We start from the raw sequence: 24,136 nt of genomic DNA on the forward strand, positions 1-24,136 counted from the left end.
GCTCTTTTCATTCGATTTCTTCGCGGTTAGAGCAAAAGCCAAGAACAATTCGACGGGGGCGCAGGATGACACTCTATCGGGCCGACCCGAAGCATGGCGTCGCCTGGGTCACGGGAGGCAGCAGCGGCATCGGCCGTTCGCTGGCCAGGGATCTTGCGTCCCAGGGCTATGCGGTGGCCGTAACGGCACCCGATGGCGATCCGATCGACACGCTGATTGTCGAGACCGCGCAGATGCCGGGCAAGGTGAAGGCTTTTCCCTGCGATGTCACCGACGAGCCGCGCATGGCGAGAACCGTCGCTGCGATCGAGAACGAGCTTGGCCCCATTGTGCTCGCCGTCTTAAACGCGGGCAATTACATTTCCACGCCTGGCGAGGCTCTCGTCGTCAGCGATTTTCGCCGCTCTTTCGAGGTCAACTATTTCGGCATCATCAACGGGCTGGTGCCGGTCGTCGAACGCATGCGCGTGCGGGCGCGCGGCCATGTCGTGCTGGTCGGCTCGGTTACCGCTTATTTCGGCTGGCCGACGACGGCCGCTTATGGCGGCACCAAAGCGGCGATCAACATCCTGGCCGAATCGCTGAAATACGATTTCGACAAGATGAACGTGCGCGTCCAGGTCATGAATCCGGGCTTCATAGACACACCGCTGACCGAGAAAAACATGCTGCCCATGCCAGGGCTGATGCCGGTCAGCCGAGCGACGCGGCGCATGGTGCGAGGTATCAAATCCGGCGGCTTCGAGGTCACGTTCCCGCGCCGGACGAGCTGGCCCCTGAAGCTGCTCAGCCTGTTGCCGAGACCGGTGTACCGAGGCGTGATCAGCCTCATGACGAGCTGGAAGGCACGGCCGCTGAATTACGACCGCAAGCCGCCGAGCGAATAGAAGCTACCGGATCGGCGGCATCATCGCCGGGCCGGTCGTTGCCTGCTCCCGGCCACCCCGGTGGGTTTGTTGTTGTTGCGTTTGGAGTCTGCGATGGGGCGACGAATCGTGCTTGCCGTGCTGGGGTTAGTCGCCATCCTCGCACTGACCTTCGTGCTTGGCCCGCGTGTTCCCGTCGACACCACGATCCGCTTCGATCCTTCCGCAATCGGCGACGATCCGCAGGCCTATGTGGCCAAGGAAGAAGCGGCCATATCCGGAATCCGCGACGGGCTGGAGAAGGAGATCATCTGGGCCAATCCGATGGTGCATGCCAGGACACGGCTGTCCATCGTCTATATCCACGGCTTTTCGGCGTCGAAAGGCGAGGTCCGTCCGCTGCCCGACGAGGTTGCCGACCAGCTCGACGCCAATCTGTTCTTCACCCGCCTCACCGGCCACGGGCAGAATGGCGCGGCCATGACGCAAGGCAGCGTCAATGCCTGGATCAACGATTATGAGGAGGCGCTCGCGATCGGCCGGGCCATCGGCGACAAGGTGATCGTCATCTCCACCTCGACCGGCGGCTCGCTGGCGGCCTGGGCGGCAACACAGCCGGGCGCTTCGGACGGCGTGGCGGCGATCGCGTTCATCTCGCCGAATTTCGGCGTCGAGGCGTCCGGCGCCGAGGTCCTGACGATGCCGTGGGGCAAACAAATCGCCGAACTCGTCGCTGGTAAAGAGCGCAGTTTCATGCCGCGCAACGCGCTGCACGAGACGTTGTGGACCACCAGATATCCCCTTGCCGCGACGCTGCCGATGCAAGCGCTGACGGAGCTTGCCTATGGCGCGCCGGTGGAGAAAGCGAAGGTCCCTGCCCTCTTCATCTTTTCGGATTCGGACAGCGTGGTGCGGCCTGACCGCACGCGTGAAATCGCCGGGCGTTGGGGCGCGCCGCACGAACTGGTTCCGGTCGACGACACCGGCGATCGCGACAACCACGTCATCGCCGGCGACGCCCTGTCGCCATCGACCACGACCTTCCTTGCACAAAGAATTGCCGTCTGGATCGAGGCGGTCGCGAAGTAGCCCGAGCTTCCATACGGAAAGGGCGACCGCAGCCTCACCGCGGTCGCCCTTTATGTTACTGGTGGCCAGCCGGGCACGCAAATGCCCGGCCAATACGAAGCGGCCTGTCTACGCAGCCCGCGCCGCAGGACGCTTGCCGCCGAAGCGGCGTTTATTGTTGCCCTTGAAGGGCTTGGCGCCTTCTGGTTTGCGGTCGCCAGCGAAGGCCGGCTTGTCACCGAAGCGCTTCTTGCCGGAGCCGTTGTTCTGACCGCCCGGCCGCCGGCCGTCGCGACGGCCATTGCGCTCGTTACGGTCATTGGCAGGCTCGAAGCGCTCGTTCTTCTCAGCCGGGTTGCGCTGCGGATCGGGACTGCCGAGATGGTCGGCGACAACAGGCAGCTTGGCGCGGATGATGCGCTCGACCTGGCGCAGCTTGCTGTTCTCGGCCGGATCGCAGAGCGTAATCGCAATGCCGTCCCGGCCATTGCGGCCGGTGCGGCCGATGCGGTGGACATAGCTCTCCGCCTCATCAGGCAGGTCGAAATTCACGACATGGCTGATGCCGGGCACGTCGATGCCGCGCGCGGCGATGTCGGTGGCCACCAGGATGCGCACCGCGCCGTCGCGGAAATCATTGAGCGCCTTCTGGCGTGCATTCTGCGACTTGTTGCCGTGAATGACGGCGGCCTTGAAGCCGTCGCGCTCGAGGTCCTTGGTCACCCGGTCGGCGCCGTGCTTCGTGCGCGAAAAGATGATGACGGACTTCATCGCCTCGTCGGCGAGCATCGTCGACAGCACCTGGCGCTTCTGCTTGGTGCGGGCAAGGACGACGCTCTGCACGATCTCGGCCGCCGTCGTGCTCTGTGGCGCGACTTCGACGCGAACCGGGCTCTTCAACAGACCCTTGGCCAGCTCGGCGATCTCGTTCGGCATCGTCGCCGAAAACAGCGCCGTCTGGCGATCGGGCGCGGTCGCCTTGGCGATGCGCTTGACGTCGTTGATGAAGCCCATGTCGAGCATGCGGTCGCCCTCGTCGAGCACCAGCCATTTGGTGTCGGAGAGGATGAGGTCGCCCTCACGCACCAGGTCGGTCAACCGGCCGGGCGTGGCGATCAGTACATCGACGCCGGGAGCAATCTTCTTCACCTGGCTGAAGCGCGAGACGCCGCCCAGCACGAGCGCCGTCGAGACATGCGCGCCCTTGGCGAGGATCTTGATGGTGTCTTCGATCTGCACGGCGAGCTCACGAGTCGGCGCCAGGATCAGCGCGCGGGTCGTCTTGGCACGCCGTTTGGTGCCGAGCGCGATGATCTTGGAGAGAATCGGCAGAGCGAAAGCCGCTGTCTTGCCGGAGCCGGTCTGGGCGATGCCGAAAATGTCACGGCCTTCCATCTGCGGCGGGATAGCCTGGACCTGGATCGGTTTCGGATCGGCGAAGCCGGCGGCATGGGTGGCCTTGAGCAGCGCACCCGTAATTCCCAGCGCCGCGAAACCGGAGAGTTCTCCAGTGTCGTTGCCGGGCAAAGTGTTTTCGTTGGTCAAAATATTCTTCTTTCACACGGCCTCTGGCCGCAAACATCAATGGCGGCAGGGCGCAACCTGCCGTCGGACAATTGTTATGGAACGACAAGGCGGCGGACGTGTCCGTCCGCGCGGCTGCGCTGTCGTGCCCGCAGGCATCATGCCACGGGGCTTTTTCGCCACCTTGCTAACCAATCGGGGCCGATCAGCAGGAAAGAGGGAAAACAGACGCAACCAGTCTCATTCGAGGAGAAGGCCGGATCAGTCCGGCCCAAGCGCCTATGCCGTGCATATGGCTGAGTTCGCTCTGAAATGCAAGGGCATCATGTTGCAGCGCAACAAAACGCCTCGAAAAAGCGACGCTTGCGCTCGCCTGCGGGCATCATTACCACAAAGCAGCCCGCGCAGGAGATCGAGAATGAAGGACGTGCTGAAGGAACTCGAGCGTCGTCGCGAGATCGCCCGCATGGGCGGGGGTCAGGCCCGAATCGATGCCCAGCACAAGAAGGGCAAGCTGACCGCCCGCGAACGCATCGAGGTGTTTCTCGACGAGGGCTCGTTCGAGGAGTTCGACATGTATGTCGAGCACCGTTCGACCGACTTCGGCATGGAAAAGACCAAGATCGCCGGCGACGGCGTCGTCACCGGCTGGGGAACCGTCAACGGCCGTCCGGTCTATCTCTTCGCCAAGGATTTCACCGTGTTCGGCGGCTCGCTGTCGGAAGCGCATGCCGAGAAAGTCATCAAAGTGCAGGAGATGGCGCTGCGCAACCGCGCGCCGATCATCGGCCTCTACGATGCCGGCGGCGCCCGCATCCAGGAGGGCGTGGCCGCCCTCGGCGGCTATGCCGAGATCTTTCAGCGCAATGTGCTGGCGTCGGGCGTCATTCCGCAGATTTCCGTGATCATGGGACCTTGCGCCGGGGGCGACGTCTATTCGCCGGCCATGACCGACTTCATCTTCATGGTGCGCGATACCTCCTACATGTTCGTCACCGGGCCGGACGTGGTGAAGACCGTAACCAACGAGACGGTGACCGCCGAGAGCCTCGGCGGCGCTTCCGTCCACACGACGAAATCCTCGATCGCCGACGGCGCCTATGACAATGACGTCGAGGCGCTGCTGCAAATGCGCCGGCTGGTCGACCTGCTGCCGGCTTCGAACACATCGGAGATCCCCGAGATCGAATGCTACCAGTCGGTCACCGATCACGATCTGTCGCTCGACCGTCTGATACCCGACAACGCCAACAAGCCTTACGATATCAAGGAGCTGATCCTGAAAGTCGCCGATGAGGGCGATTTCTTCGAGATCCAGCAAAGCTTCGCCAAGAACATCGTCACCGGCTTCGGACGCATCGATGGCCGCACGGTCGGCTTCGTCGCCAACCAGCCCATGGTGCTGGCCGGCGTGCTCGATTCCGACGCCAGCCGCAAGGCGGCGCGCTTCGTGCGCTTCTGCGACTGCTTTTCGATTCCAATCGTCACCTTCGTCGACGTTCCGGGCTTCCTGCCGGGCACGGCGCAGGAATATGGCGGGCTGATCAAGCACGGCGCCAAACTGCTCTTCGCCTATGCCGAAGCGACCGTGCCGAAGATCACCGTCATCACCAGAAAAGCCTATGGCGGCGCCTATGACGTGATGGCTTCGAAACACCTGCGCGGCGACATGAACTATGCCTGGCCGACGGCGCAGATCGCCGTGATGGGCGCCAGGGGCGCGGTCGAGATCATCTATCGCAAGGACATCGGCGACGCCGAAAAGATCGCAGCCCATACAAAGGCTTACGAAGACCGTTTCCTGTCGCCCTTCGTCGCCGCCGAGCGCGGCTATGTCGACGAGGTGATCATGCCGCATTCGACCCGCCGCCGCATTGCCCGCGCGCTGCGGATGCTGCGCAACAAAGACATGCAGAACCCCTGGAAAAAGCACGACAACATTCCGCTGTGAGCTGAATGTCGCGGCCGGTCAGCGCGCGCCGCGAGCCGCCACCAGTTCACGCAGCACAGGCACCAGCGCCAGCGGCAAGTCCTCAGCGATCAGGCCCGGCCCGAACCGGCTGCCGGCCTCGGCATGGATCCACGCCGCCGCGCATGCCGCCTCGAAGGCCGGCATGCCTTGCGCCAGGAAGCCGGCCACGAGCCCTGAGAGCACGTCGCCCGAACCGGCGGTTGCCAACCATGGCGCGCCATTGGAGTTTATCGCAGCCCTGCCATCGGGAGCAGCGATTACGGTGTCCGCGCCCTTGTAGACGACCACGGCGTTGGCACGGGTGGCGGCCATACGGGCCCTGCTCAGCTTGGACGAAACGGCGCCACCCGCAATGTCAGCAAACAGCCTGGCAAATTCCCCCTCATGCGGCGTCATCACCAGCGGCAGTGCGCCCGTCTGGCGCGCGGCTTCGAACAGGACGTCCGGCGCCTCGCGAAACGAGGTGATCGCGTCGGCGTCGAACACCAGGCCATCGACCCGCGCGGAAATGTTCCGGTGCTGGCCAGCGGCGAGCAGCGTGAGCGCAAAATTCTGCGCTCTTTCACCGACACCGAAGCCAGGCCCCAGCACAAAGGCGGAGGGCCGGCGTTCGCCGATGAAGGCCTCGATGTCGGCGCTGTCATTGGCCTTGCGCAGCATGATCGAGGTCAGATGCGCGGCATTGACCTGCATGGCGTTCGCCGGGGACAGGACAGTGACCGCCCCTGCCCCGCTTCGCGCCGCGGCAAGCGCCGCAAGCCGCGCCGCGCCGGTGGCGCTCGGGCCGCCGGAAAAGACACCGACGTGGCCGCGCTTGTATTTGTGCGTATCGACGCCTGGAATCGGAAAGGCGCTGAGCCAAAGCGCCGGCGAGTTCTCGAAGGCCTGGGGCCGAATCCGCGCAATGAGACCATCGGTGATGCCGATGTCGGCGAGCACGATCTCCCCGCACATCTCGCGCCCGGGCAGCAAAAGATGGCCAGGTTTTTTGCGCGCGAAGGTGACGGTGACCTCAGCCCGAAAAGCATGGCCGAGCACTTGGCCGCTGTCCCCGGAAACGCCTGATGGCAGATCGACCGCGACGACCGGCAAGGCCAGGCTTGCCGCAATGCCAACCGTTCTCGCCGCATCACCCGATAGCGGTTTGGACAGCCCTGCGCCGTAAAGGGCGTCGACGACGACAGCGCCGGCCTCGGCCGCGAAATTCGCCAGCGATCGAGGCTTCACCGGACATTCACCGGCGGCGAGCGCGGCATCGCTGCCCGGCTTCGGCGTGCCCGACGCCCAGACCATCGTGTCGACACCAGCGGCTGCCAGGCTGCGTGCCGCGACATAGCCATCGCCGCCATTGTTGCCGGGACCGCAAAGCACATGGACCCGCTTCGCCGCCGGATAGCGCCTGAAAATTTCGGCCGCGACGGCTTCGCCTGCACGGCGCATCAGGCCGATGCCGTCGATTGCGCCGGCGGCAATCGTCAACCGATCCGCCTCGCTCATCTCCCCGGGAGTAAGAAGTTCGTTGCTCATGGATTGCCGATCCGCATTCGATCAAGCATTGTCCAGTTTTCGGCTCGACGCAAACGCAGAGGAGTTGGCGCGGTCCCAGCCAAGCTGAGCAATGCCCACCGAGTAAGCAATAGGCCTAAATATCGGGCAGACATAAACACCGACGCCGCGTAGGTTGCAGCCATCCGTCGCGCGCTGGATGCGGTGAACGATGCGAATTTGCATCTTGGTGCGGCATGGTTCTGGAATCGAATGACACCGCTTGAAATCCCGCCAATTGGCACAATTCGTGCTTGATGGAGGCGCAAGCGGGGGCTCACAACCCGTTTTTTTGGCAGTGGAGGCCACTTTTTACATGAAAAAGATCGAAGCGATCATCAAGCCATTCAAGCTGGACGAAGTGAAGGAAGCGCTTCAGGAGGCCGGGCTGCAAGGCATCACCGTGACCGAGGCCAAGGGTTTTGGACGCCAGAAGGGCCACACCGAGCTCTATCGCGGCGCTGAATATGTCGTCGACTTCCTGCCCAAGGTGAAGATCGAGGTCGTGCTCGGCGACGATGCCGTCGAAGGCGCCATCGAAGCCATCCGCAAGGCGGCCCAGACCGGGCGCATCGGCGACGGCAAGATCTTCGTCTCGAACATCGAGGAAGTCGTGCGCATCCGCACCGGCGAAACCGGCATGGATGCCGTCTGACACCTCGTCCACCTTCCGAAACGTCATTATCAAAAAAACGTCACACAGGGATACACGACATGACGACAGCCAAAGACATCATGAAGCAGATCAAGGACAACGATGTGAAATTCGTTGACCTGCGCTTCACCGACCCGAAAGGCAAGCTGCAGCACGTGACGATGGATGTCATCGAGGTCGAGGAAGACATGTTCGCCGATGGCGTGATGTTCGATGGATCTTCGATCGCCGGCTGGAAGGCGATCAACGAGTCCGACATGGTGCTGATGCCCGATCCTGAAACGGTCCACATGGATCCGTTTTTCGCGCAGTCGACCATGGTCATCCTGTGCGACATCCTCGATCCGGTTTCGGGCGAATCCTACAACCGCGACCCGCGCGGCACTGCCAAGAAGGCGGAGGCCTACATGAAGTCGGAAGGCATCGGCGACACCATCTATGTCGGCCCGGAAGCCGAGTTCTTCGTCTTCGACGACGTCAAGTACAAAGCCGATCCCTACAACACCGGCTTCAGGCTCGATTCCACCGAACTGCCGTCCAATGACGACACCGACTACGAAACCGGCAATCTCGGCCACCGTCCGCGCATCAAAGGTGGTTATTTCCCGGTGCCGCCGATCGATTCGGCGCAAGACATGCGTTCCGAGATGCTGACCGTGCTCGCCGAGATGGGCGTGCGGGTCGAGAAGCATCACCACGAGGTGGCCGCGGCCCAGCACGAACTCGGCATCAAATTCGACACGCTGGTCCGCAACGCCGACAAGATGCTGATCTACAAATATGTCGTGCATCAAGTCGCCAATGCCTATGGCAAGACCGCCACCTTCATGCCGAAGCCGATCTTCGGCGACAACGGCTCGGGCATGCATGTCCACCAGTCGATCTGGAAAGGCGGCAAGCCAACCTTCGCCGGCAACGAGTATGCCGGCCTGTCGGAAAGCTGCCTGTTCTATATCGGCGGCATCATCAAGCACGCCAAGGCCATCAACGCCTTCACCAACCCGCTGACCAACTCCTACAAGCGCCTGGTGCCGGGCTACGAGGCGCCGGTGCTGCTCGCGTATTCGGCGCGCAACCGCTCGGCCTCCTGCCGTATCCCGTTCGGCTCGTCGCCAAAGTCGAAGCGGGTCGAGGTCCGCTTCCCCGATCCGGGCGCGAACCCCTATCTCGCGTTTGCCGCCATGCTGATGGCCGGCCTCGACGGCATCAAGAACAAGATCCATCCCGGCCAGCCGATGGACAAGGATCTCTACGATTTGCCGCCGAAGGAGTTGAAGAAGATCCCGACCGTCTGCGGCTCGCTGCGTGAAGCGCTCCAGAGCCTCGACAAGGACCGCGGCTTCCTGAAGGCCGGCGGCGTCTTCGACGACGACCAGATCGACAGCTACATCGAGTTGAAGATGGCCGAGGTGATGCGCTTCGAAATGACACCGCATCCCGTCGAATACGACATGTATTATTCGGTCTGATTTTTGATCTCCCTGGACCCGGCGCAACCCGGATCCAGCGGCTTCAATTCAGCCTGCAAATGCGGGGCCGGAAGATGAACCTCTTCCGGCCCTTTTGTTTGCACATATCGAGGCTTCCATTCAGCCCAAATCCGCGGACGCCGACGCGTTCGATCGGATGCTGCCCGATCTAGCGGTCACGCCACACGTGTCGATTGCGCTGAGGCACTGGTCGGCTTGAGCCAGCCTAGCTGGGCTGCCAGGCGAGCCGGCACGCGCTTTTTGCAAGGGAAGAGATAAGCCAGGAGCGAGCGGCACACTGCCTCAGGCTGCAATGCCCGCTCGTCCGGCGCCCCCGCCAATGCTGTCGTTCAAGAAACCCCGCCCCGTTCGAACAGCACCGCTTGGCGTATCCCCCAATGCCTGCGAATACGCATGTTGCGCCGCAGCCTGTCAATGTCGCCTGCCGGGCGTCGAGAGGGTCGATTTTGGTGCATGAACAGGGGCTTATGAAAGGATCGCTCGACAGGCATTCTTGTCGGAATGGCCGGATTTCCGGGCTTTTTCGAGGATTTCGAAGCCTGCGGCCCAGCGCCAAGGCATGCTTTCGTCAGCCCAAAGCCGCCTTGTCGGGATGGGTTTGAACCGCCCTTTTCAACCTGACTTTTTTTGGGGGAATTTGCTTTGCCAGGCCCAGGAGCCAGGACGGCGAGGATCGGCGAACGGAACCAGCGGCATGCAATAGTGCCCGCCGTCGTCATACGAAAAAGCCCCGGCAATTCTCGCCGGGGCTCGCGTCATGGTTGTCGGGGATCTTGAGGCCCGACGTGAAATATCAAGCAGCGGCCGAAACCCATGCGCCAGTCGAAACCTGCGAGATCGTCTTCAGGACCTGGGAAGCGATCTGGTAGGGGTCGCCCTGCGAGTTCGGGCGGCGGTCTTCCAGATAACCCTTGTAGTCATTCTTGACGAAGGAATGCGGCACGCGGATCGAGGCGCCGCGGTCGGCGATGCCGTAGCTGAACTTGTTCCAGGGCGCCGTCTCGTGCTTGCCGGTCAGACGCTTGTCGTTGTCCGGGCCGTACACGGCGATATGGTCCATCAGGTTCTTTTCGAACTGCGCCATCAGGGCCTCGAAATAGGCCTTGCCGCCGACCTCGCGCATATATTTGGTCGAGAAGTTGCAATGCATGCCCGAGCCGTTCCAGTCGGTGTCGCCGAGCGGCTTGCAGTGGAACTCGATATCGATGCCGTACTTTTCGGTGAGGCGCTGAAGCAGGTAGCGGGCCATCCACATCTGATCGGCGGCCTTCTTGGAGCCCTTGCCGAAAATCTGGAATTCCCACTGGCCTTTGGCCACTTCGGCGTTGATGCCTTCATGGTTGATGCCGGCGGCGAGGCAGAGGTCGAGATGCTCTTCGACGATCTGGCGGGCGATGCTGCCGACGTTCGAATAGCCGACGCCGGTGTAGTACGGGCCCTGCGGGGCGGGATAACCGCTCTCGGGGAAACCGAGCGGACGGCCGTCCTTGTAGAAGAAGTACTCCTGCTCGAAGCCGAACCAGGCATCCTCGTCGTCGAGAATGGTCGCGCGGCTGTTGGACACGTGCGGCGTGACGCCATCGGGCATCATGACTTCGCACATGACGAGAACGCCGTTGGTGCGGGCCGGATCGGGATAAAGTGCGACCGGCTTCAAGACGCAATCGGAGCTGCGGCCCTCGGCCTGCTGGGTGGACGAGCCATCGAAGCCCCACAGCGGCAACTGGTCGAGCGTCGGGAACTCGGCATAATCCTTGATCTGGGTCTTGCCGCGAAGATTGGGGGCCGGGGTGTATCCGTCGAGCCAGATATACTCGAGCTTGTATTTGGTCATTATAGAGCCTCTCGTTGCTTGTTCACCGAATACCAAACGGCGTCGACATGCATCAGCCGTCGGCAGCCGGCGCTGCCGATCCCTGAAATGCAATTCGTGTGCCACTCCGACTTCGGCAGGTGCGGCAAAATGCAGTGATATCGCGTCGAATTTTGCTGAGCCGCCTCATCCCTGGGCTCATATCAGTCAAATGCGGATTGCGCATAAATATTAGGCATTTGCTGTTCTTTTCGTAGGCATATTGCCTAAAAGAATCGCAAGGCCTATCTTGTGGGAAGCTGAATCGACACGCTCCTGAAATGAAAGGAGACCGCCAATGGAAGCCACCCTCGTCCGTCCTTCGGCAAAGATCCTGATGTTCCCACTTGCAGGCCGCGTATCTGCCTCAAATTTAGGCGCGAAGGCCAAGTTCGCGGCAGAGCTTGCCTCGCTGCGTAACACGCATGCCGATTTCGATGGCTGGTATCACGAGGCCGCTGTCGAGGAAGAAAACCAGCAGCCGAAGAGCTGAACGCATCTTCAGCCTCGATATGAAAACCCGGCGCGATCGCTCGCGCCGGGTTTCTTATGCATGCCGATTCGATCTGTTACTGCTTGGTGTCCAGGTTCGTGCCCAGCGTGTCCTTGATGAAGATCATGCCGATGACGAGCGACATCGCCGCGATTATCACGGGATACCAGAGGCCATAATAGATGTCGCCCCTGTAGGCACTGAGCGCGAACACGGTCGCCGGCAGCAACCCGCCGAACCAGCCATTGCCGATATGGTAGGGCAGCGACATGCCGGTGTAGCGGATGCGGGTCGGGAACATCTCGACCAGGATGGCCGCGATCGGACCGTAGACCATGGTCACGAACAGGACGAGGACGAACAGGATAGCGATCGTCATTGGCCAGTTCACGGCCGCAGGGTCGGCGAACATGGCGAAGGCACCGCCGCCGGGTATGTTGTAGACGGTGACCTCAGGCGCACCGGCAGCCTCGTCGGCGGTCAAAAGCTTGTCCTTGATCGCCTGATCGGTAGGAACCGTCGCCTTCTCGCCGGCGCGGATGACGGCGGCGTCGAGCTTCAGTTCGGGATTGGCAGCGACAAACGCGTCGAGCTTCTGGTCCGGTATCTTGATCGCAGCACGCTTCAGCGGATATCCGCCGTCCTGCAGCGACATGTTGACGGCCTTGACGAAGGCGGCCTCCTTGGCCTTGGCCTGGTCGCCCGCGGCGACAGAATCGTAGGATGCCACCGTCTCATTGCCGATCTTGACCGAAGCAGCCGTACCCGGTGCCGCCGTGGAAACGACGTCATAGGGCACCGAGTTCTTGGTCAGGAACGAGGTCGCGATGTCGCAAGACGTCGTGAACTTCGCGGTACCCACCGGATTGAACTGGAACCTGCAGTCGCCAGGTGCCGCGGTCACCGTCGCGCGGGTGCTCTGCTGTGCCTCGGCAAGGGCCGGATTGGCGGCCCAGGTCAATGCCTTGAACAGCGGGAAGGTGCAGACGATCGCCAGTGCGAGCCCGGCCATGATGATCGGCTTGCGACCGATCTTGTCGGACAGCCAGCCGAACACGACGAAGAAGATGGAGCCCAGCGCAAGCGCGATGGCGATCATGATGTTGACCGACTGGGCGTCCAGCTTCAAAACGTTCTGGAGGAAGAACAGGGCGTAGAACTGGCCGTTATACCAGACCACGGCCTGGCCGGCCGTAAGGCCGAGCAGTGCCAGCAGCGCGATCTTGGCGTTCTTCCACTGGCCGAAGGCTTCCGAGAGCGGTGCCTTGGAACCCTTGCCCTCTTCCTTCATGCGCTGGAAGGTGGGCGATTCGGAAAGCGACAGCCGGATCCAGATGGAAATGCCGAGCAACAGGAACGACACGATGAAAGGAACGCGCCAGCCCCAGGCGGCATAGGTTTCCTTGCTCATCGAGCCCTGGACGATCAGGATGACGATCAGCGACAGGAACAGGCCGAGTGTGGCGGTCGTCTGGATCCACGACGTATAGTAGCCGCGCCGGTCGTCCGGCGCATGCTCGGCGACATAGGTGGCTGCACCGCCATATTCGCCGCCCAGTGCCAAGCCCTGGAGCATGCGCAGAATGATCAGGATCACCGGAGCCGCGATGCCGAGGCTCGCATAGCCAGGCAGCAAGCCCACCAGGAAGGTCGACAGGCCCATGATCGTCATGGTGACGAGGAAGGTATATTTGCGGCCGACAAGGTCGCCGATGCGGCCGAACAGCAAAGCGCCGAACGGACGGACGAGGAAGCCGGCGGCGAAAGCCAGCAGCGCGAAAATATTGCGCGTCGCTTCCGGAATGGTCGGGCTGAAAAAGGTCGAACCGATAAAGGCCGCCAGCGATCCGTAGAGATAAAAATCGTACCATTCGAAAACTGTGCCGAGCGAAGAAGCGAAGATGACTTTCTTCTCCTCTCGCGTCATGCCGCGGCTCTTTCCGCTGGCGGTCGATGCGATAGCCATTGAGATGCTCCTCCCGTGAGACCCTTGTGCTCGATGCAGCGCCGTTGCGTTCGCATTCTCCTCCGAACGCAGACTCGCGGCAGCAATCACGGGAAAAATGACAGAAAGCGCCTGCCAACGGCAGATGACTTTGGGATTATGACTTTGGTATTAGGTGCGGTGCGGTGGCCGGTCAGCCTTCGAGCGCCTCGATAAGACCGACGGCAGCCATCATGTCGCGCTTGCGGGCGGAGCGACGCGCGACAGCTTCCGCATCCTGTCCCCAATGCTCGATCTGCCAATCCTCATCGACATGGCCCGCAGTCCAGGCCGCCTCACCGCCAAGTTCGCCGAACTCCACGGCCAACGCCAGCAGCGCCGAACCGGTCAGCGAGGTCATGACGTGGATCGCTGCCAGGCGCAGCGGCTCGGCACGCTGGGCAAGATGCACACCCAGCACAGCGATGGTTTCGCGCGGTTGCTCGACGTGGATGATGCCCTCGGCAAGGTTGAAGCGAGCGCCAAGTGCTGCCTGCGCCCAATCGAGGACAGGATCCCACAGCTCGTTCTGCCGCTCGACCAAGCCTTGTGGTGCGTCGGCGCGATAACAGAGCAGATCCGACGAGGCAAAGCGCAGTATGTCCTCCAGCACCGCCTGCGGATCGCTGGCGACGCCGTCGAGCGCGGTGTTGACGAGACGCATCACCGGCATCGATACCGGATCGATGGTCTCGCCCTGGGCGGCGAATTCATCGGCGACCAGCGATGCCGCCTTCTCGGTCGGCAGCGTCAGCAGCGCCTTGCCCGGCGTACGCACCGGCTTGCCGTCGAGATGGACGGCAAAGCCGGCATCGGCGGGCGCGACCGAAACGGTCTTGTAAAAACGCCTCGGCAGCGGCTTCTTCATCTGGATTTGGGCGCGGCGCACCGGATCGGGGTCGGAGAGCAGTTTCCCCGCTTCGAGATCGCTGAGGATATCGCGCATGTCAGCCTCCTTCGGCCGTCTGCTGGCGCGGCGGCCTGTTGACGATCACCAGACCGGCGGCAATGAGACCAAGTGCCAGAAAAATGCGTATGGTCAGCGGCTCGTTCAAGAACAGGGCGCCGCACAGCACGCCGAAGACCGGCGACAGGAACGTGAAACTCGACAGGCTCGAGGCGGGATAACGCCGCAGCAGCCAGAACCACAAAACATAGGTGAAGGCGACGATATAGAGCGCCTGGAAAAGCAGGGCTAACGTCGGCAACAGCGCGGGATCGCGCACGGAGGGGCCAGCCAGAGGCAACACCAGGACGCCGACGATCGCAGCGCCGGAGAGTTGATAGAGCAGCAGCTTTTCGGCGCTCGTCTCAACCAGCTTCGAGCGCTTGATGAGGATATTGGTCAAGGCCCAGACGAATCCGGAGCCAAGGCTCAGCAGATCGCCGAACAGCATGTCCCCGCTGCCGCCGAGCTTGTCGGAAAAGACCGCTGCGAGGCCGGCAAAGGCAAGCAGAAGGCCAAGGGATTTGCGCAGGCTGATCGGCTCGCCGAGCAGGAAATGGCCGCCCAACAGCATCCAAAACGGCATGGTGTTGACCAGCAGCGTGTTGCGGGCGACCGTGGTGTGCTCCAGCCCGACATAGAGGCAGAGGAACTCGATGCCGAAGAGCACGCCCACTGCAACGCCCGCGAGCAATGTCCCGTCTCTCTTGAAAAGCGCAACGCCGCGCCAGCGGCACCAGAGGAAGACGCAGAACCCGCCAATAACCGAGCGTGCGATCGACAGGAAAACCGGATCATAGCCAGCATAGGAGATCTTGGCGGCGACGTAATTCAGGCCCCAGGAGAACGTCAGGCCGACCATTATGGCGGCGGCCGCCATGTCGACCGCATCGCGACGGTCGAGCGCATCGGCAGCGCCGCTCATGTCAATCCTCCGCGCTGGCGTCGTCGAAACCGATCAGGTTCCAGCTCTGGCGCATATGCGGCGGCATAGGCGCGGTGACGTCGATGACGCCCTTGTCGGGATGGGGAATGATGATGCGGCGCGCATGCAGATGCAGGCGGTTCTGGATGCCGCCGGGGAAATCCCAGTTGGTGTCGGCCTCGAAATATTTCGGGTCGCCGATGATCGGGCAGCCGATATAGGCGGCATGGACGCGAAGCTGGTGGGTGCGGCCCGTATAAGGCTCCATCTCCAGCCACGTCATGGTCTGCGCCGCCTGCTCGATGATACGATAGTAGGACACGGCGTGGTCGGCGCCTTTTTCTCCATGCGCGGCGACCCGAACACGGTCGCCGTCCTCGGTCGGCTCCTTGATCAGCCAGGTCGAGATCTTGTCCTCGCGCTTGGGCGGCACGCCCTTGACCAGGGCCCAATAGGTCTTCTTGGTTTCGCGGGCGCGAAACGCCTCGGAGAGTTTCATCGCCGCTAGCCGGGTGCGGGCGACGACCAGCACGCCAGACGTGTCGCGATCGAGCCGGTGCACCAGCCGCGGCTTCTCGCCCTTCTGGTTGCGCCAGGCTTCCAACATGTCGTCGACGTTACGGGTGACGCCCGAGCCGCCCTGCACGGCAAGACCAGCCGGCTTGTTGAACACGAAGACCTTCGGATCCTCATGGATCAGCATTTTTGCCAGGACGTCGGCGTCGCCCTGGTTGCGGATCGAGTGGCCGGTCAGCGGGCTTTCGCCCTTCTTGTCCACCTCCAGCGGTGGAACGCGCACCGTCTGGCCAGGCTCGACTCGGGTGTCGGCCTTGGCGCGGCCGCCGTCGACGCGGATCTGACCGGAACGCAGCAGTTTCTGGAGATGACCAAAGCCAAGGCCCGGGAAATGGGTCTTGAACCAGCGATCGAGCCGCATGCCCGCCTCGCCAGCCTCCACCGTGATCTGTTCAACGCCTGCCATATTGTTTTCGCTTATCCGTTTCCTGGCAGGCCCGGGCCTGCTCTCGGCGCGGCAATAGCATTAAGGCAGGCTTCGTGCGAGCCAAAGACCCAAAAACAGTGCAATGATGGCGCCAATCACGCTGGCCAGCGCATATCCAAACGCCGGCAAGGTGGCTCCCCGCTCCCACAAGGTCGCGAAATCGAGCGAAAAGGCGGAAAAGGTCGTGAAGCCGCCTAAGATGCCGGTGGCGACAAACAGCCTGACTTCGTTAGACCCGCCGCGGCGCGCCAGGGTGGCGATGAACAGGCCCATTGCGAACGAACCGACGATGTTGATCGCCATCGTGCCCCAGGGATAGTTGGGGCCGACAAGGCGCAGCGAGCCCATATTGGTCAGATGGCGAATGCCGGCGCCAATCCCGCCGCCGGCCATCACGAGAAGCAGATTGAACATCGCCGTCTACTGTCCCTGACTGTTCATACCTGTCCGGCGCGCCGGCTACGTTTGAAAACTTGCCAGCTCAGGTGGTTTCGACCTTTTTCGGCTTGGTCGAGCCGATCATCTTCCAATTCTTGTAGAACATCGAATTGATTCGCTCGACGCTCACCGAGACGATGGCGAGAAGGCCGGCGATAAGCCTGGGGACCGGGGACGGCCTGATAATGTCCATGAACACGCAGTAGCGGCGGCCGTCATACTCGTTGACCGAGCGGTGCAGCAGCGTGTCGTCGAAAATGAACAGCGGATTGTCGTGCCAGTAGTTCTTGACGTTGCCGCACTCGACGAAGATCTCTGACTTCACCGGAATGAGGTTGTAGAGGATGCGCAGGCTGAGCCGCAGCGGCCCGAAGTGCCAGGAAGTCGATTCACGCTTGCTGAAGACGGAGACGGCTATGGTCTTGATGTATTTGAAATCCTTGTTGAACTCGGCAACATTGTCGATCCTGTGCTTGCCATACCATTGATAGACATACATGCCGCGCCGGCCGGCGCCGAAATTGGCGTCGATGTCGGCGATGATTTCGGCCTTGCGCGCCTTGAAGACGTCAAGAACCTCGTTGACCTCGCGCTGATAATCCTCCGGGAACTGCTCCAGCTTCCACACGCCCGGATTTCTGTAGCACAGGAGATCGACCAGCAGGTTGAATGGCGAAAGCAGCCAGGTGAAGATGCCGTTGCCCAGGAAATAGCCGCTGAACAAGGACAGATTCTTGCGGTCGTTGCGCAGCACGTCGATCAGGCCACAAACGATAAAAATCGTCGTGAGGATCGGGATGAAATAGAAGCCAAGGGCAAGGAGCGGGATGGCAATGGCGAATTTGCGAAGGGTTTTGCGAAGGTTTTTTGTCATTTTTCCACGCGCCGAGCGCGATCCTGTTGCGAACGAATAGTGCCAAAATCTCGACAACGACCACCGCCCGGCCGTGCGCCTTGATAAGGTCTTTTGGGTTGCCACACAACGGCCACGGCATCGTGGCCGGCTGACTGCCTTGTCAAGTTTGCCAATTGGGGTCAATGCACCGCCGGCAAGCCAAGCTCATCCCATTTTTCCCTGGGCACGGGATCGCCAACGAGGAATTCAAAGCCGACGACGCTTTCGCCGCCCTGAGCCAGTTGGCATCTGAATTTCAGACCATACCATTTTCCGCGACTGCGGAAAGCCGCACCATTTGCGGCGATTGTCGTGCCGGTGACCTTTTCCTGTGCTGTCGCATAAGGCACCACCCGGTCCGGCTGGAAATCCGCGCGCCATTGGCGGATCTGATCCATGGCCTCGAGATTGCACAACTGCACCATGCGCTCATCCGAGGCGAAGGTTTTGAGATCGGCGCGTGCCTGCCGGCTGCGCGGGTCGGCGAGCGTCCTGGCCGGCAGCATCTGCGTCGGGCGGATCATGGCTGGCGCCGAAGGTCGAGGCTGAACAGCGGCGGGAGCGGGCGGGGGCGGTTCAGGCGCTTGCGTGGCCGGCACCTCTGGCTCACGCTGCCGAAGCGGCCTTGTCGAGGCCTCGAACTGTCGCCGGGTCAGGATGTCGACCGTCACCCGCTCTTCCACCGGCCCGCTCGGGGCTTTCGGCATTGGTATCGATATAATCGTGGCCGCCAACACCACGTGCAGAAGAACCGACGTGGAGATGCCCCAAGGCGAGGCCTCGTTTCGGACCGCAACCGCTATCGGTCGCCGCAAGCCGGCTATTCCCGCTCTTTGCGCAGCTTTGCCCAGTAGTCGAGCCGCTTCCTGATGTCGCGCTCGAAGCCGCGTTCGGGTGGGTCGTAGAAGGTCTGGCGGCCCATCTTTTCCGGAAAATAGTCCTGGCCGGAAAACGCGTCCGGTTCGTCATGATCGTAGCGGTAGCCGGCCCCGTAATCTTCGTCCTTCATCAACTTGGTCGGCGCGTTGAGTATGTGCTTGGGCGGCAGCAGCGAGCCGTGCTCCTTGGCGGCACGCGTGGCGGCTTTGAAGGCGGTGTAGACGGCGTTGGATTTGGGCGCGGTGGCGAGATAGACGGTGGCCTCGGCGAAGGCGAGTTCGCCCTCGGGCGAACCCAGATAATCGTAGGCGTCCTTGGCCGCGTTGGCGACGACCAGTGCCTGCGGATCGGCCAGCCCGATGTCCTCCATCGCCATGCGCACCAGCCGGCGGCCGAGATAGAGCGGATCCTCACCGGCGTCGAACATGCGCGCGAGATAGTAGAGCGCGGCGTCGGGATCAGAACCGCGCACGGATTTGTGCAGCGCCGAGATCAAATTGTAATGACCGTCCTGGCCCTTGTCGTAGATCGGCGCCCGACGCTGAATGATGCGCTGCAAGCCTTCGGGGCCGAACATCTCGCCTGCTTTGGCGGCGCGCCACACTTCTTCCGCCAGCGTCAGCGAGGCCCGGCCATCGCCGTCGCTCATGCGAATGAGCATCGCCCGTGCCTCGTCGTCGAGCGGCAGCGCCCTGCCCTCCGTCTCCTCGGCCCTGGCCAGAAGCTTTGCTATGCTTTCCTCGCCGAGCGAATGGAAGACCAGCACGCGCGCACGCGACAGCAGAGCTGCATTGAGTTCGAAGGACGGATTTTCGGTGGTGGCGCCGACGAGCACGACGGTGCCGTCTTCCATGACCGGCAGGAAACCATCCTGCTGGGCGCGGTTAAAGCGGTGGATCTCGTCGACGAACAGCAGGGTCTGGCGGCCATTGGCGCGGCGCAGCTTGGCCGCCTCGAACACTTTCTTCAGGTCGGCCACGCCGGAGAAAACCGCCGAAATCTGCTCGAAGGCAAGGCTCGTTTCACCCGCGAGCAGACGCGCCACCGTGGTCTTGCCGGTGCCGGGCGGCCCCCAGAAAATCATGGAGCCGAGCGAACCGGAATTTATCAGCCGGGTCAGCGCACCATCGGGGCCGGTCAGATGCTCCTGGCCGACGACCTCGCCAAGATTTTTCGGGCGCAGCCTGTCTGCCAGCGGCCGGCCTGGCGGCGCCTTTTCCGGTTCATCGACACTGAACAGATCGGCCATACACTTCTTTTGGTTTGGAGCGCGATCTCAGCGACCGGGCTCAATAACGCAACACCTGGCGCAGTATCTGCCCGCCGCGCTCGACGGTAAAGCGCCACCAGCGTGTATCCTGCTGGGAAGCCTGCGCCAGCGTCGCCGCCGTATCGATTGTCGTGCCGTTGACCTCGCGCACGATGTCGCCCGGCTGGAAACCGAAATCGGCGGCCGGCGAATCGCGATTGATGTCGACCACGGTGACGCCCTTGATGTCGGTGCGCAGGCCGAGCTTCTGAGCCAGCCGCGGCGACAATTCCGCAACCTTGGCGCCCGAGAACGGGCTGCGGCCATGCAGCGTCACCTCCGAGGGTTTTGCACCCTCGGGCGCGCGTTCCAGCGCGATGTCCATCGCCGCCTGCTGGCCTTTGGTCAGCACCGCGAAATTGGCCTTGGTACCGATCGACAGCGTCGCCATGCGATAGTCCAGTGCCTCGATGCTCTCGACCGGCTTGCCGTTTATCTGCAGGACGACGTCGCCAGGCTTCAATCCGGCCTTGCCGGCCGGTCCGGCCTCGTCCACGGACGAGACCAGCGCGCCGGCCGGCTTTTCCATGCCGAGCGATTCAGCGATTTGCGGCGTCACTGCTTCGAACTCGGCCCCGATGTAAGGCCGCTCGAAGAAATCGAGACCGGCCTTGGCGGCATCGGCGAAAGCGCGCACCATGTTGGCGGGAATGGCAAAGCCGATGCCGATCGAGCCGCCGCTGCGGCTGAAGATGGCAGTGTTGATGCCGACCAGCTGACCGCCCATGTTGATCAGCGCGCCGCCGGAATTGCCGGGATTGATGGCAGCGTCCGTCTGGATGAAATAACCCGAATCCGAAACGCCTATATGGCTGCGGGCAAGTGCGGAAACGATGCCGCTGGTGGTGGTCTGCCCGACGCCGAAAGGATTGCCGATGGCCAGCACCAGGTCGCCGACGTCGAGCGCATCCGAATCGCCGATGGCGATGACCGGGAATGGCTTGTCGGATTCGATCTTGAGCACGGCAAGATCGAGCGTCTCGTCCTTGAGCATCACCTTGCTGGTGAATTCGCGCCCGTCGGCGGTCGCGACCTTCACCTCGTCGGCATCCTTGATGACGTGGAAATTGGTGACGATGACGCCGCTCGGATCGACAAGCACGCCCGAGCCCAGCGAGGACTGCGCGCGCGGCTGCGCGCGACCGAAGAATTCTTCGAAGAACGGATCGCCTTCGAAGGGCGAAACGACCTTGGCCGTTTGTGAGGCATAGACATTGACCACGGCCGGCGCCGTCTGCTTGACCAATGGCGCGAACGACAACTGCACTTCCTCACGGCCGAACGGCACGCGCTTGTCGGGGCCTGAGGTGGCGTTTTCACCCTCGACGCCGTGCAGCAGGTCGGTCAGTACATCGGAGAGACCCGGATCGGCCTTGGGGGCATCCTCGGCCAGTGCCTGCCGGACTGTCGGCATGGTTGCGAACACCATGAAGGCGCAGAGCAGAACCAGGGACAGTCTTTTAGCGCGCATTGCGAATCCTCCGAGCGAGTTCGGGCGCATTGTCCCGACGAATGTGCAAAATAAAAGGCTAAGCCGCTGAAATCCGAATATTTTCACGCCGGCAGCCCAGTACGAGCGCGCCTGACACACTTAGACAAGCAAAAGGGGCCCGCGGGCCCCTTTAAATCACTTGGGAAAGACGAAGCCTTACGCGGCCGCGGCTTCCTCGTTGGCGCCTTCGGCTTCGAGGCGAGCGCGGTCGCCGGCACCCTTGGCGTCCGTGTCGCGGTCGACGAACTCGATGACCGCCATCGCGGCATTGTCGCCGTGGCGGAAGCCCGCCTTCATGATGCGCAGATAGCCGCCGTTGCGGGTGGCGTAGCGCGGCGCGATGGTGTCGAACAGGCGCTTGACGACGCCTTCATTGCCGATCTGCGCGATCACCTGACGGCGGGCGTGCAGGTCGCCGCGCTTGCCGAGCGTCACCAGCTTCTCGACGATCGGACGCAGGTCCTTCGCCTTGGGCAAGGTGGTGACGATCTGCTCGTGTTCGAGCAGCGACACGGCGAGGTTGGCGAACATTGACTTGCGGTGGCTTACGCTGCGGGCGAAGCGACGGCCTTTAAAACCGTGGCGCATGGCTCTTTTCCTTCTTCAGTTGTTCAAGAGGCCACGGCCTCTGATGGTTTTCCGCATGACCGTCGGATCGAGCGGCTCACGCCGCCGATCCTTGGAATTCATGCTCAATATTGGTCTTCGTAACGCTTGGCGAGGTCTTCGATGTTTTCCGGCGGCCAGTCCGGCACTTCCATGCCGAGGTGCAGGCCCATCGCCGCCAGGACTTCCTTGATCTCGTTCAGCGACTTGCGACCGAAGTTCGGGGTGCGCAGCATCTCGGCTTCGGTCTTCTGGATGAGATCGCCGATGTAGACGATGTTGTCGTTCTTCAGGCAGTTGGCCGAACGCACCGAAAGCTCGAGTTCGTCGACCTTCTTGAGCAGCGCCGGATTGAAGGCGAGCTCGGTGACGGCTTCGGTGGCGACTTCTTTCTGCGGCTCGTCGAAATTGACGAACAGGCCAAGCTGGTCCTGCAGGATACGGGCGGCGAAAGCCACCGCGTCCTCGCCCGAGATCGAACCGTCGGTCTCAATGGTCATGGTCAGCTTGTCGTAGTCGAGGACCTGGCCCTCACGGGTGTTCTCGACCTTGTAAGAGACCTTCTTGACCGGCGAATAGAGGCTGTCGACCGGGATCAGGCCGATCGGCGCATCCTCGGCGCGGTTGCGGTCGGCCGGCACGTAACCCTTGCCGGTGTCGACGGTGAATTCCATACGGATTTCAGCGCCTTCGTCCAGCGTGCAGATGACGTGGTCGGGATTGAGGATCTCGACGTCGCCCACCGTCTGGATGTCGCCGGCGAGAACCGCACCCGGGCCCTGCTTGCGCACGACCATGCGCTTGGGGCCGTCGCCTTCCATGCGGATGGCGATTTCCTTGATGTTGAGGACGATGTCGGTCACGTCCTCGCGCACGCCGGCGATGGACGAGAATTCATGCAGAACGCCGTCGATCTGTACGGCCGTGACTGCCGCCCCGCGCAGCGAAGACAGAAGCACGCGACGCAACGCGTTGCCGAGCGTGAGGCCGAAGCCGCGTTCAAGCGGCTCGGCCACCAGCGTGGTCAGCGTCTTCTTCTTCGACGAGAACTCGATCTTGTTCGGCTTGATCAGTTCCTGCCAATTTTTCTGGATCATGATGCTTTCCTTCCGTTGACCCGCCACCATCCAATCGTGGCGGGCGACCTGGAAAACCGCGGAGGAACGCTTCTGGCGTTCACGCGGCGTTCGGTAATTCCTTAGACGCGGCGCTTCTTGCGCGGGCGGCAGCCATTGTGCGGGATCGGCGTCACATCACGGATCGAGGTGATGGTGAAGCCGGCCGCCTGCAGGGCGCGCAGCGCCGATTCACGGCCCGAGCCCGGTCCGCAGACCTCGACCTCGAGCATGCGCATGCCGTGTTCCTGGGCCTTCTTGGCAACATCCTCGGCAGCCATCTGGGCGGCGAAGGGGGTCGACTTGCGCGAACCCTTGAAGCCCTGGGCACCAGCCGACGACCAGGCGATCGAATTGCCCTGCGCATCGGTGATGGTGATCATGGTGTTGTTGAAGGTCGAATTGACGTGGGCAACGCCCGACGAGATGTTCTTGCGTTCGCGACGGCGAACACGAGCGGCTTCCTTGGCCATGGTATTCCTTTCAGTTGATCTCTACACCGCCGTAATGCCAGCGGCTCCACCTAGGAAAGGCAGTAGGGGAGTAAGGCAGTAAGGGAATAGGGAAACAATCTCTACTGCCTTACTGCCCTATTCCCTTACTCCCCTAAATTACTTCTTCTTGCCGGCGATCGACTTGGCCGGGCCCTTGCGGGTGCGGGCATTCGTGTGCGTGCGCTGGCCGCGAACCGGCAGCGAGCGACGGTGACGCAGGCCGCGGTAGCAGCCAAGGTCCATGAGCCGCTTGATGTTCATCGACACTTCGCGGCGCAGGTCGCCCTCGACCTGGTAGTCGCGGTCGATCGTCTCGCGGATCTGCAGCACTTCCGCGTCGGTCAATTGGTTGACGCGGCGCTCGGCCGGGATGCCGACCTTGTCGACGATTTCCTGGGCGAACTTCTTGCCGATGCCGTGAATGTACTGAAGCGCGATGACAACGCGCTTGTTGGTCGGAATGTTGACGCCGGCTATACGAGCCATGTTCTTCTCATCTCCATATGGGCCGGACAAGCCGGCGCTGTCTGCGTTGCCCCGCGTCCGGTGGAGGCCGGCCCTTGCGGGAGTTTCCTGGTCAAAAAC

22 protein-coding genes are annotated in these 24,136 nt (G+C 62.3%); 6 read left to right on the forward strand and 16 right to left on the reverse strand.

Annotated features, from left to right (window positions below; all coding sequences use genetic code 11):
* Positions 1-65 precede the first annotated feature (65 nt).
* Both LB551_RS03470 and LB551_RS03475 read left to right on the forward strand, forming a co-directional pair.
* On the forward strand, positions 66-887 hold the full coding sequence (locus LB551_RS03470) for an SDR family oxidoreductase (RefSeq protein ID WP_140548623.1): 822 nt from the start codon (positions 66-68) through the stop codon (positions 885-887).
* 93 nt (positions 888-980) lie between these two features.
* Positions 981-1,955, forward strand: coding sequence for an alpha/beta hydrolase (locus tag LB551_RS03475; protein WP_224658229.1), 975 nt, complete (start codon positions 981-983; stop codon positions 1,953-1,955).
* Positions 1,956-2,063: 108 nt separating this feature from the next.
* Here LB551_RS03475 and LB551_RS03480 read toward each other — a convergent pair whose 3' ends face one another.
* Complete coding sequence (locus LB551_RS03480; protein ID WP_224658230.1) at positions 2,064-3,479, reverse strand: DEAD/DEAH box helicase; 1,416 nt, start codon at positions 3,477-3,479, stop codon at positions 2,064-2,066.
* Between the two features lie 397 nt (positions 3,480-3,876).
* On the opposite strand from LB551_RS03480, the gene LB551_RS03485 reads away from it, so the two are divergent.
* Positions 3,877-5,409, forward strand: coding sequence for an acyl-CoA carboxylase subunit beta (locus LB551_RS03485; protein ID WP_224658232.1), 1,533 nt, complete (start codon positions 3,877-3,879; stop codon positions 5,407-5,409).
* 18 nt (positions 5,410-5,427) lie between these two features.
* Here LB551_RS03485 and LB551_RS03490 read toward each other — a convergent pair whose 3' ends face one another.
* Positions 5,428-6,957, reverse strand: coding sequence for an NAD(P)H-hydrate dehydratase (locus LB551_RS03490; protein ID WP_224658233.1), 1,530 nt, complete (start codon positions 6,955-6,957; stop codon positions 5,428-5,430).
* Positions 6,958-7,291: 334 nt separating this feature from the next.
* On the opposite strand from LB551_RS03490, the gene LB551_RS03495 reads away from it, so the two are divergent.
* Complete coding sequence (locus LB551_RS03495; protein WP_006205430.1) at positions 7,292-7,630, forward strand: P-II family nitrogen regulator; 339 nt, start codon at positions 7,292-7,294, stop codon at positions 7,628-7,630.
* A gap of 59 nt (positions 7,631-7,689) precedes the next feature.
* A complete protein-coding gene (gene glnA / locus LB551_RS03500; RefSeq protein WP_140515442.1) occupies positions 7,690-9,099 on the forward strand; it encodes a type I glutamate--ammonia ligase in 1,410 nt (469 codons plus the stop codon).
* An 814-nt stretch (positions 9,100-9,913) separates the two neighbouring features.
* Here the strand turns inward: glnA and LB551_RS03505 are convergent.
* Entirely contained in the window at positions 9,914-10,954 is a 1,041-nt protein-coding gene (locus LB551_RS03505) for a glutamine synthetase beta-grasp domain-containing protein (protein ID WP_140548631.1), read from the reverse strand.
* Positions 10,955-11,270: 316 nt separating this feature from the next.
* Between LB551_RS03505 and LB551_RS03510 the strand changes: the two genes are divergently transcribed.
* The gene (locus LB551_RS03510) at positions 11,271-11,465 is read left to right on the forward strand and encodes a DUF2735 domain-containing protein (protein ID WP_140548633.1); all 195 of its coding nucleotides are present in this window, start codon (positions 11,271-11,273) and stop codon (positions 11,463-11,465) included.
* A 76-nt stretch (positions 11,466-11,541) separates the two neighbouring features.
* Here the strand turns inward: LB551_RS03510 and LB551_RS03515 are convergent, their stop codons facing one another.
* The 13 genes from LB551_RS03515 to rpsM all read right to left on the reverse strand — a co-directional run bounded on the left by LB551_RS03515 (position 11,542) and on the right by rpsM (position 24,037).
* Positions 11,542-13,431, reverse strand: a complete 1,890-nt coding sequence (locus tag LB551_RS03515) for an MFS transporter (RefSeq protein ID WP_224658234.1) — start codon at positions 13,429-13,431, stop codon at positions 11,542-11,544.
* A gap of 172 nt (positions 13,432-13,603) precedes the next feature.
* Positions 13,604-14,395 carry an ATP12 family chaperone protein gene (locus LB551_RS03520; protein ID WP_224658235.1) on the reverse strand — a complete coding sequence of 264 codons (792 nt, stop codon included), beginning with the start codon at positions 14,393-14,395 and terminating at the stop codon, positions 13,604-13,606.
* Between the two features lies 1 nt (position 14,396).
* Entirely contained in the window at positions 14,397-15,320 is a 924-nt protein-coding gene (locus tag LB551_RS03525; RefSeq protein ID WP_140548639.1) for a DMT family transporter, read from the reverse strand.
* Position 15,321: 1 nt separating this feature from the next.
* Positions 15,322-16,302, reverse strand: coding sequence for an RluA family pseudouridine synthase (locus LB551_RS03530; RefSeq protein WP_224624540.1), 981 nt, complete (start codon positions 16,300-16,302; stop codon positions 15,322-15,324).
* 60 nt (positions 16,303-16,362) lie between these two features.
* Entirely contained in the window at positions 16,363-16,737 is a 375-nt protein-coding gene (gene crcB, locus LB551_RS03535) for a fluoride efflux transporter CrcB (protein ID WP_224658236.1), read from the reverse strand.
* A gap of 67 nt (positions 16,738-16,804) precedes the next feature.
* The gene (locus LB551_RS03540) at positions 16,805-17,635 is read right to left on the reverse strand and encodes an aspartyl/asparaginyl beta-hydroxylase domain-containing protein (protein WP_224658237.1); all 831 of its coding nucleotides are present in this window, start codon (positions 17,633-17,635) and stop codon (positions 16,805-16,807) included.
* 161 nt (positions 17,636-17,796) lie between these two features.
* Positions 17,797-18,180: a DUF930 domain-containing protein gene (locus LB551_RS03545; protein WP_224658238.1), complete on the reverse strand. Its 384-nt coding sequence runs from the start codon at positions 18,178-18,180 to the stop codon at positions 17,797-17,799.
* A gap of 296 nt (positions 18,181-18,476) precedes the next feature.
* Positions 18,477-19,784 carry a replication-associated recombination protein A gene (locus LB551_RS03550; protein WP_140548649.1) on the reverse strand — a complete coding sequence of 436 codons (1,308 nt, stop codon included), beginning with the start codon at positions 19,782-19,784 and terminating at the stop codon, positions 18,477-18,479.
* A 40-nt stretch (positions 19,785-19,824) separates the two neighbouring features.
* On the reverse strand, positions 19,825-21,315 hold the full coding sequence (locus LB551_RS03555) for a DegQ family serine endoprotease (RefSeq protein WP_224624534.1): 1,491 nt from the start codon (positions 21,313-21,315) through the stop codon (positions 19,825-19,827).
* Between the two features lie 177 nt (positions 21,316-21,492).
* Positions 21,493-21,924, reverse strand: a complete 432-nt coding sequence (gene rplQ, locus LB551_RS03560; protein ID WP_140548653.1) for a 50S ribosomal protein L17 — start codon at positions 21,922-21,924, stop codon at positions 21,493-21,495.
* 104 nt (positions 21,925-22,028) lie between these two features.
* A complete protein-coding gene (locus LB551_RS03565) occupies positions 22,029-23,039 on the reverse strand; it encodes a DNA-directed RNA polymerase subunit alpha (protein ID WP_023682599.1) in 1,011 nt (336 codons plus the stop codon).
* A gap of 101 nt (positions 23,040-23,140) precedes the next feature.
* The gene (gene rpsK, locus LB551_RS03570) at positions 23,141-23,530 is read right to left on the reverse strand and encodes a 30S ribosomal protein S11 (RefSeq protein WP_006205444.1); all 390 of its coding nucleotides are present in this window, start codon (positions 23,528-23,530) and stop codon (positions 23,141-23,143) included.
* Positions 23,531-23,668: 138 nt separating this feature from the next.
* Entirely contained in the window at positions 23,669-24,037 is a 369-nt protein-coding gene (gene rpsM / locus LB551_RS03575) for a 30S ribosomal protein S13 (RefSeq protein WP_006205445.1), read from the reverse strand.
* Positions 24,038-24,136 lie beyond the last annotated feature (99 nt).

Origin of the sequence: Mesorhizobium sp. BR1-1-2 (assembly GCF_020165435.1) — a bacterium.
GTDB lineage: Bacteria > Pseudomonadota > Alphaproteobacteria > Rhizobiales > Rhizobiaceae > Mesorhizobium.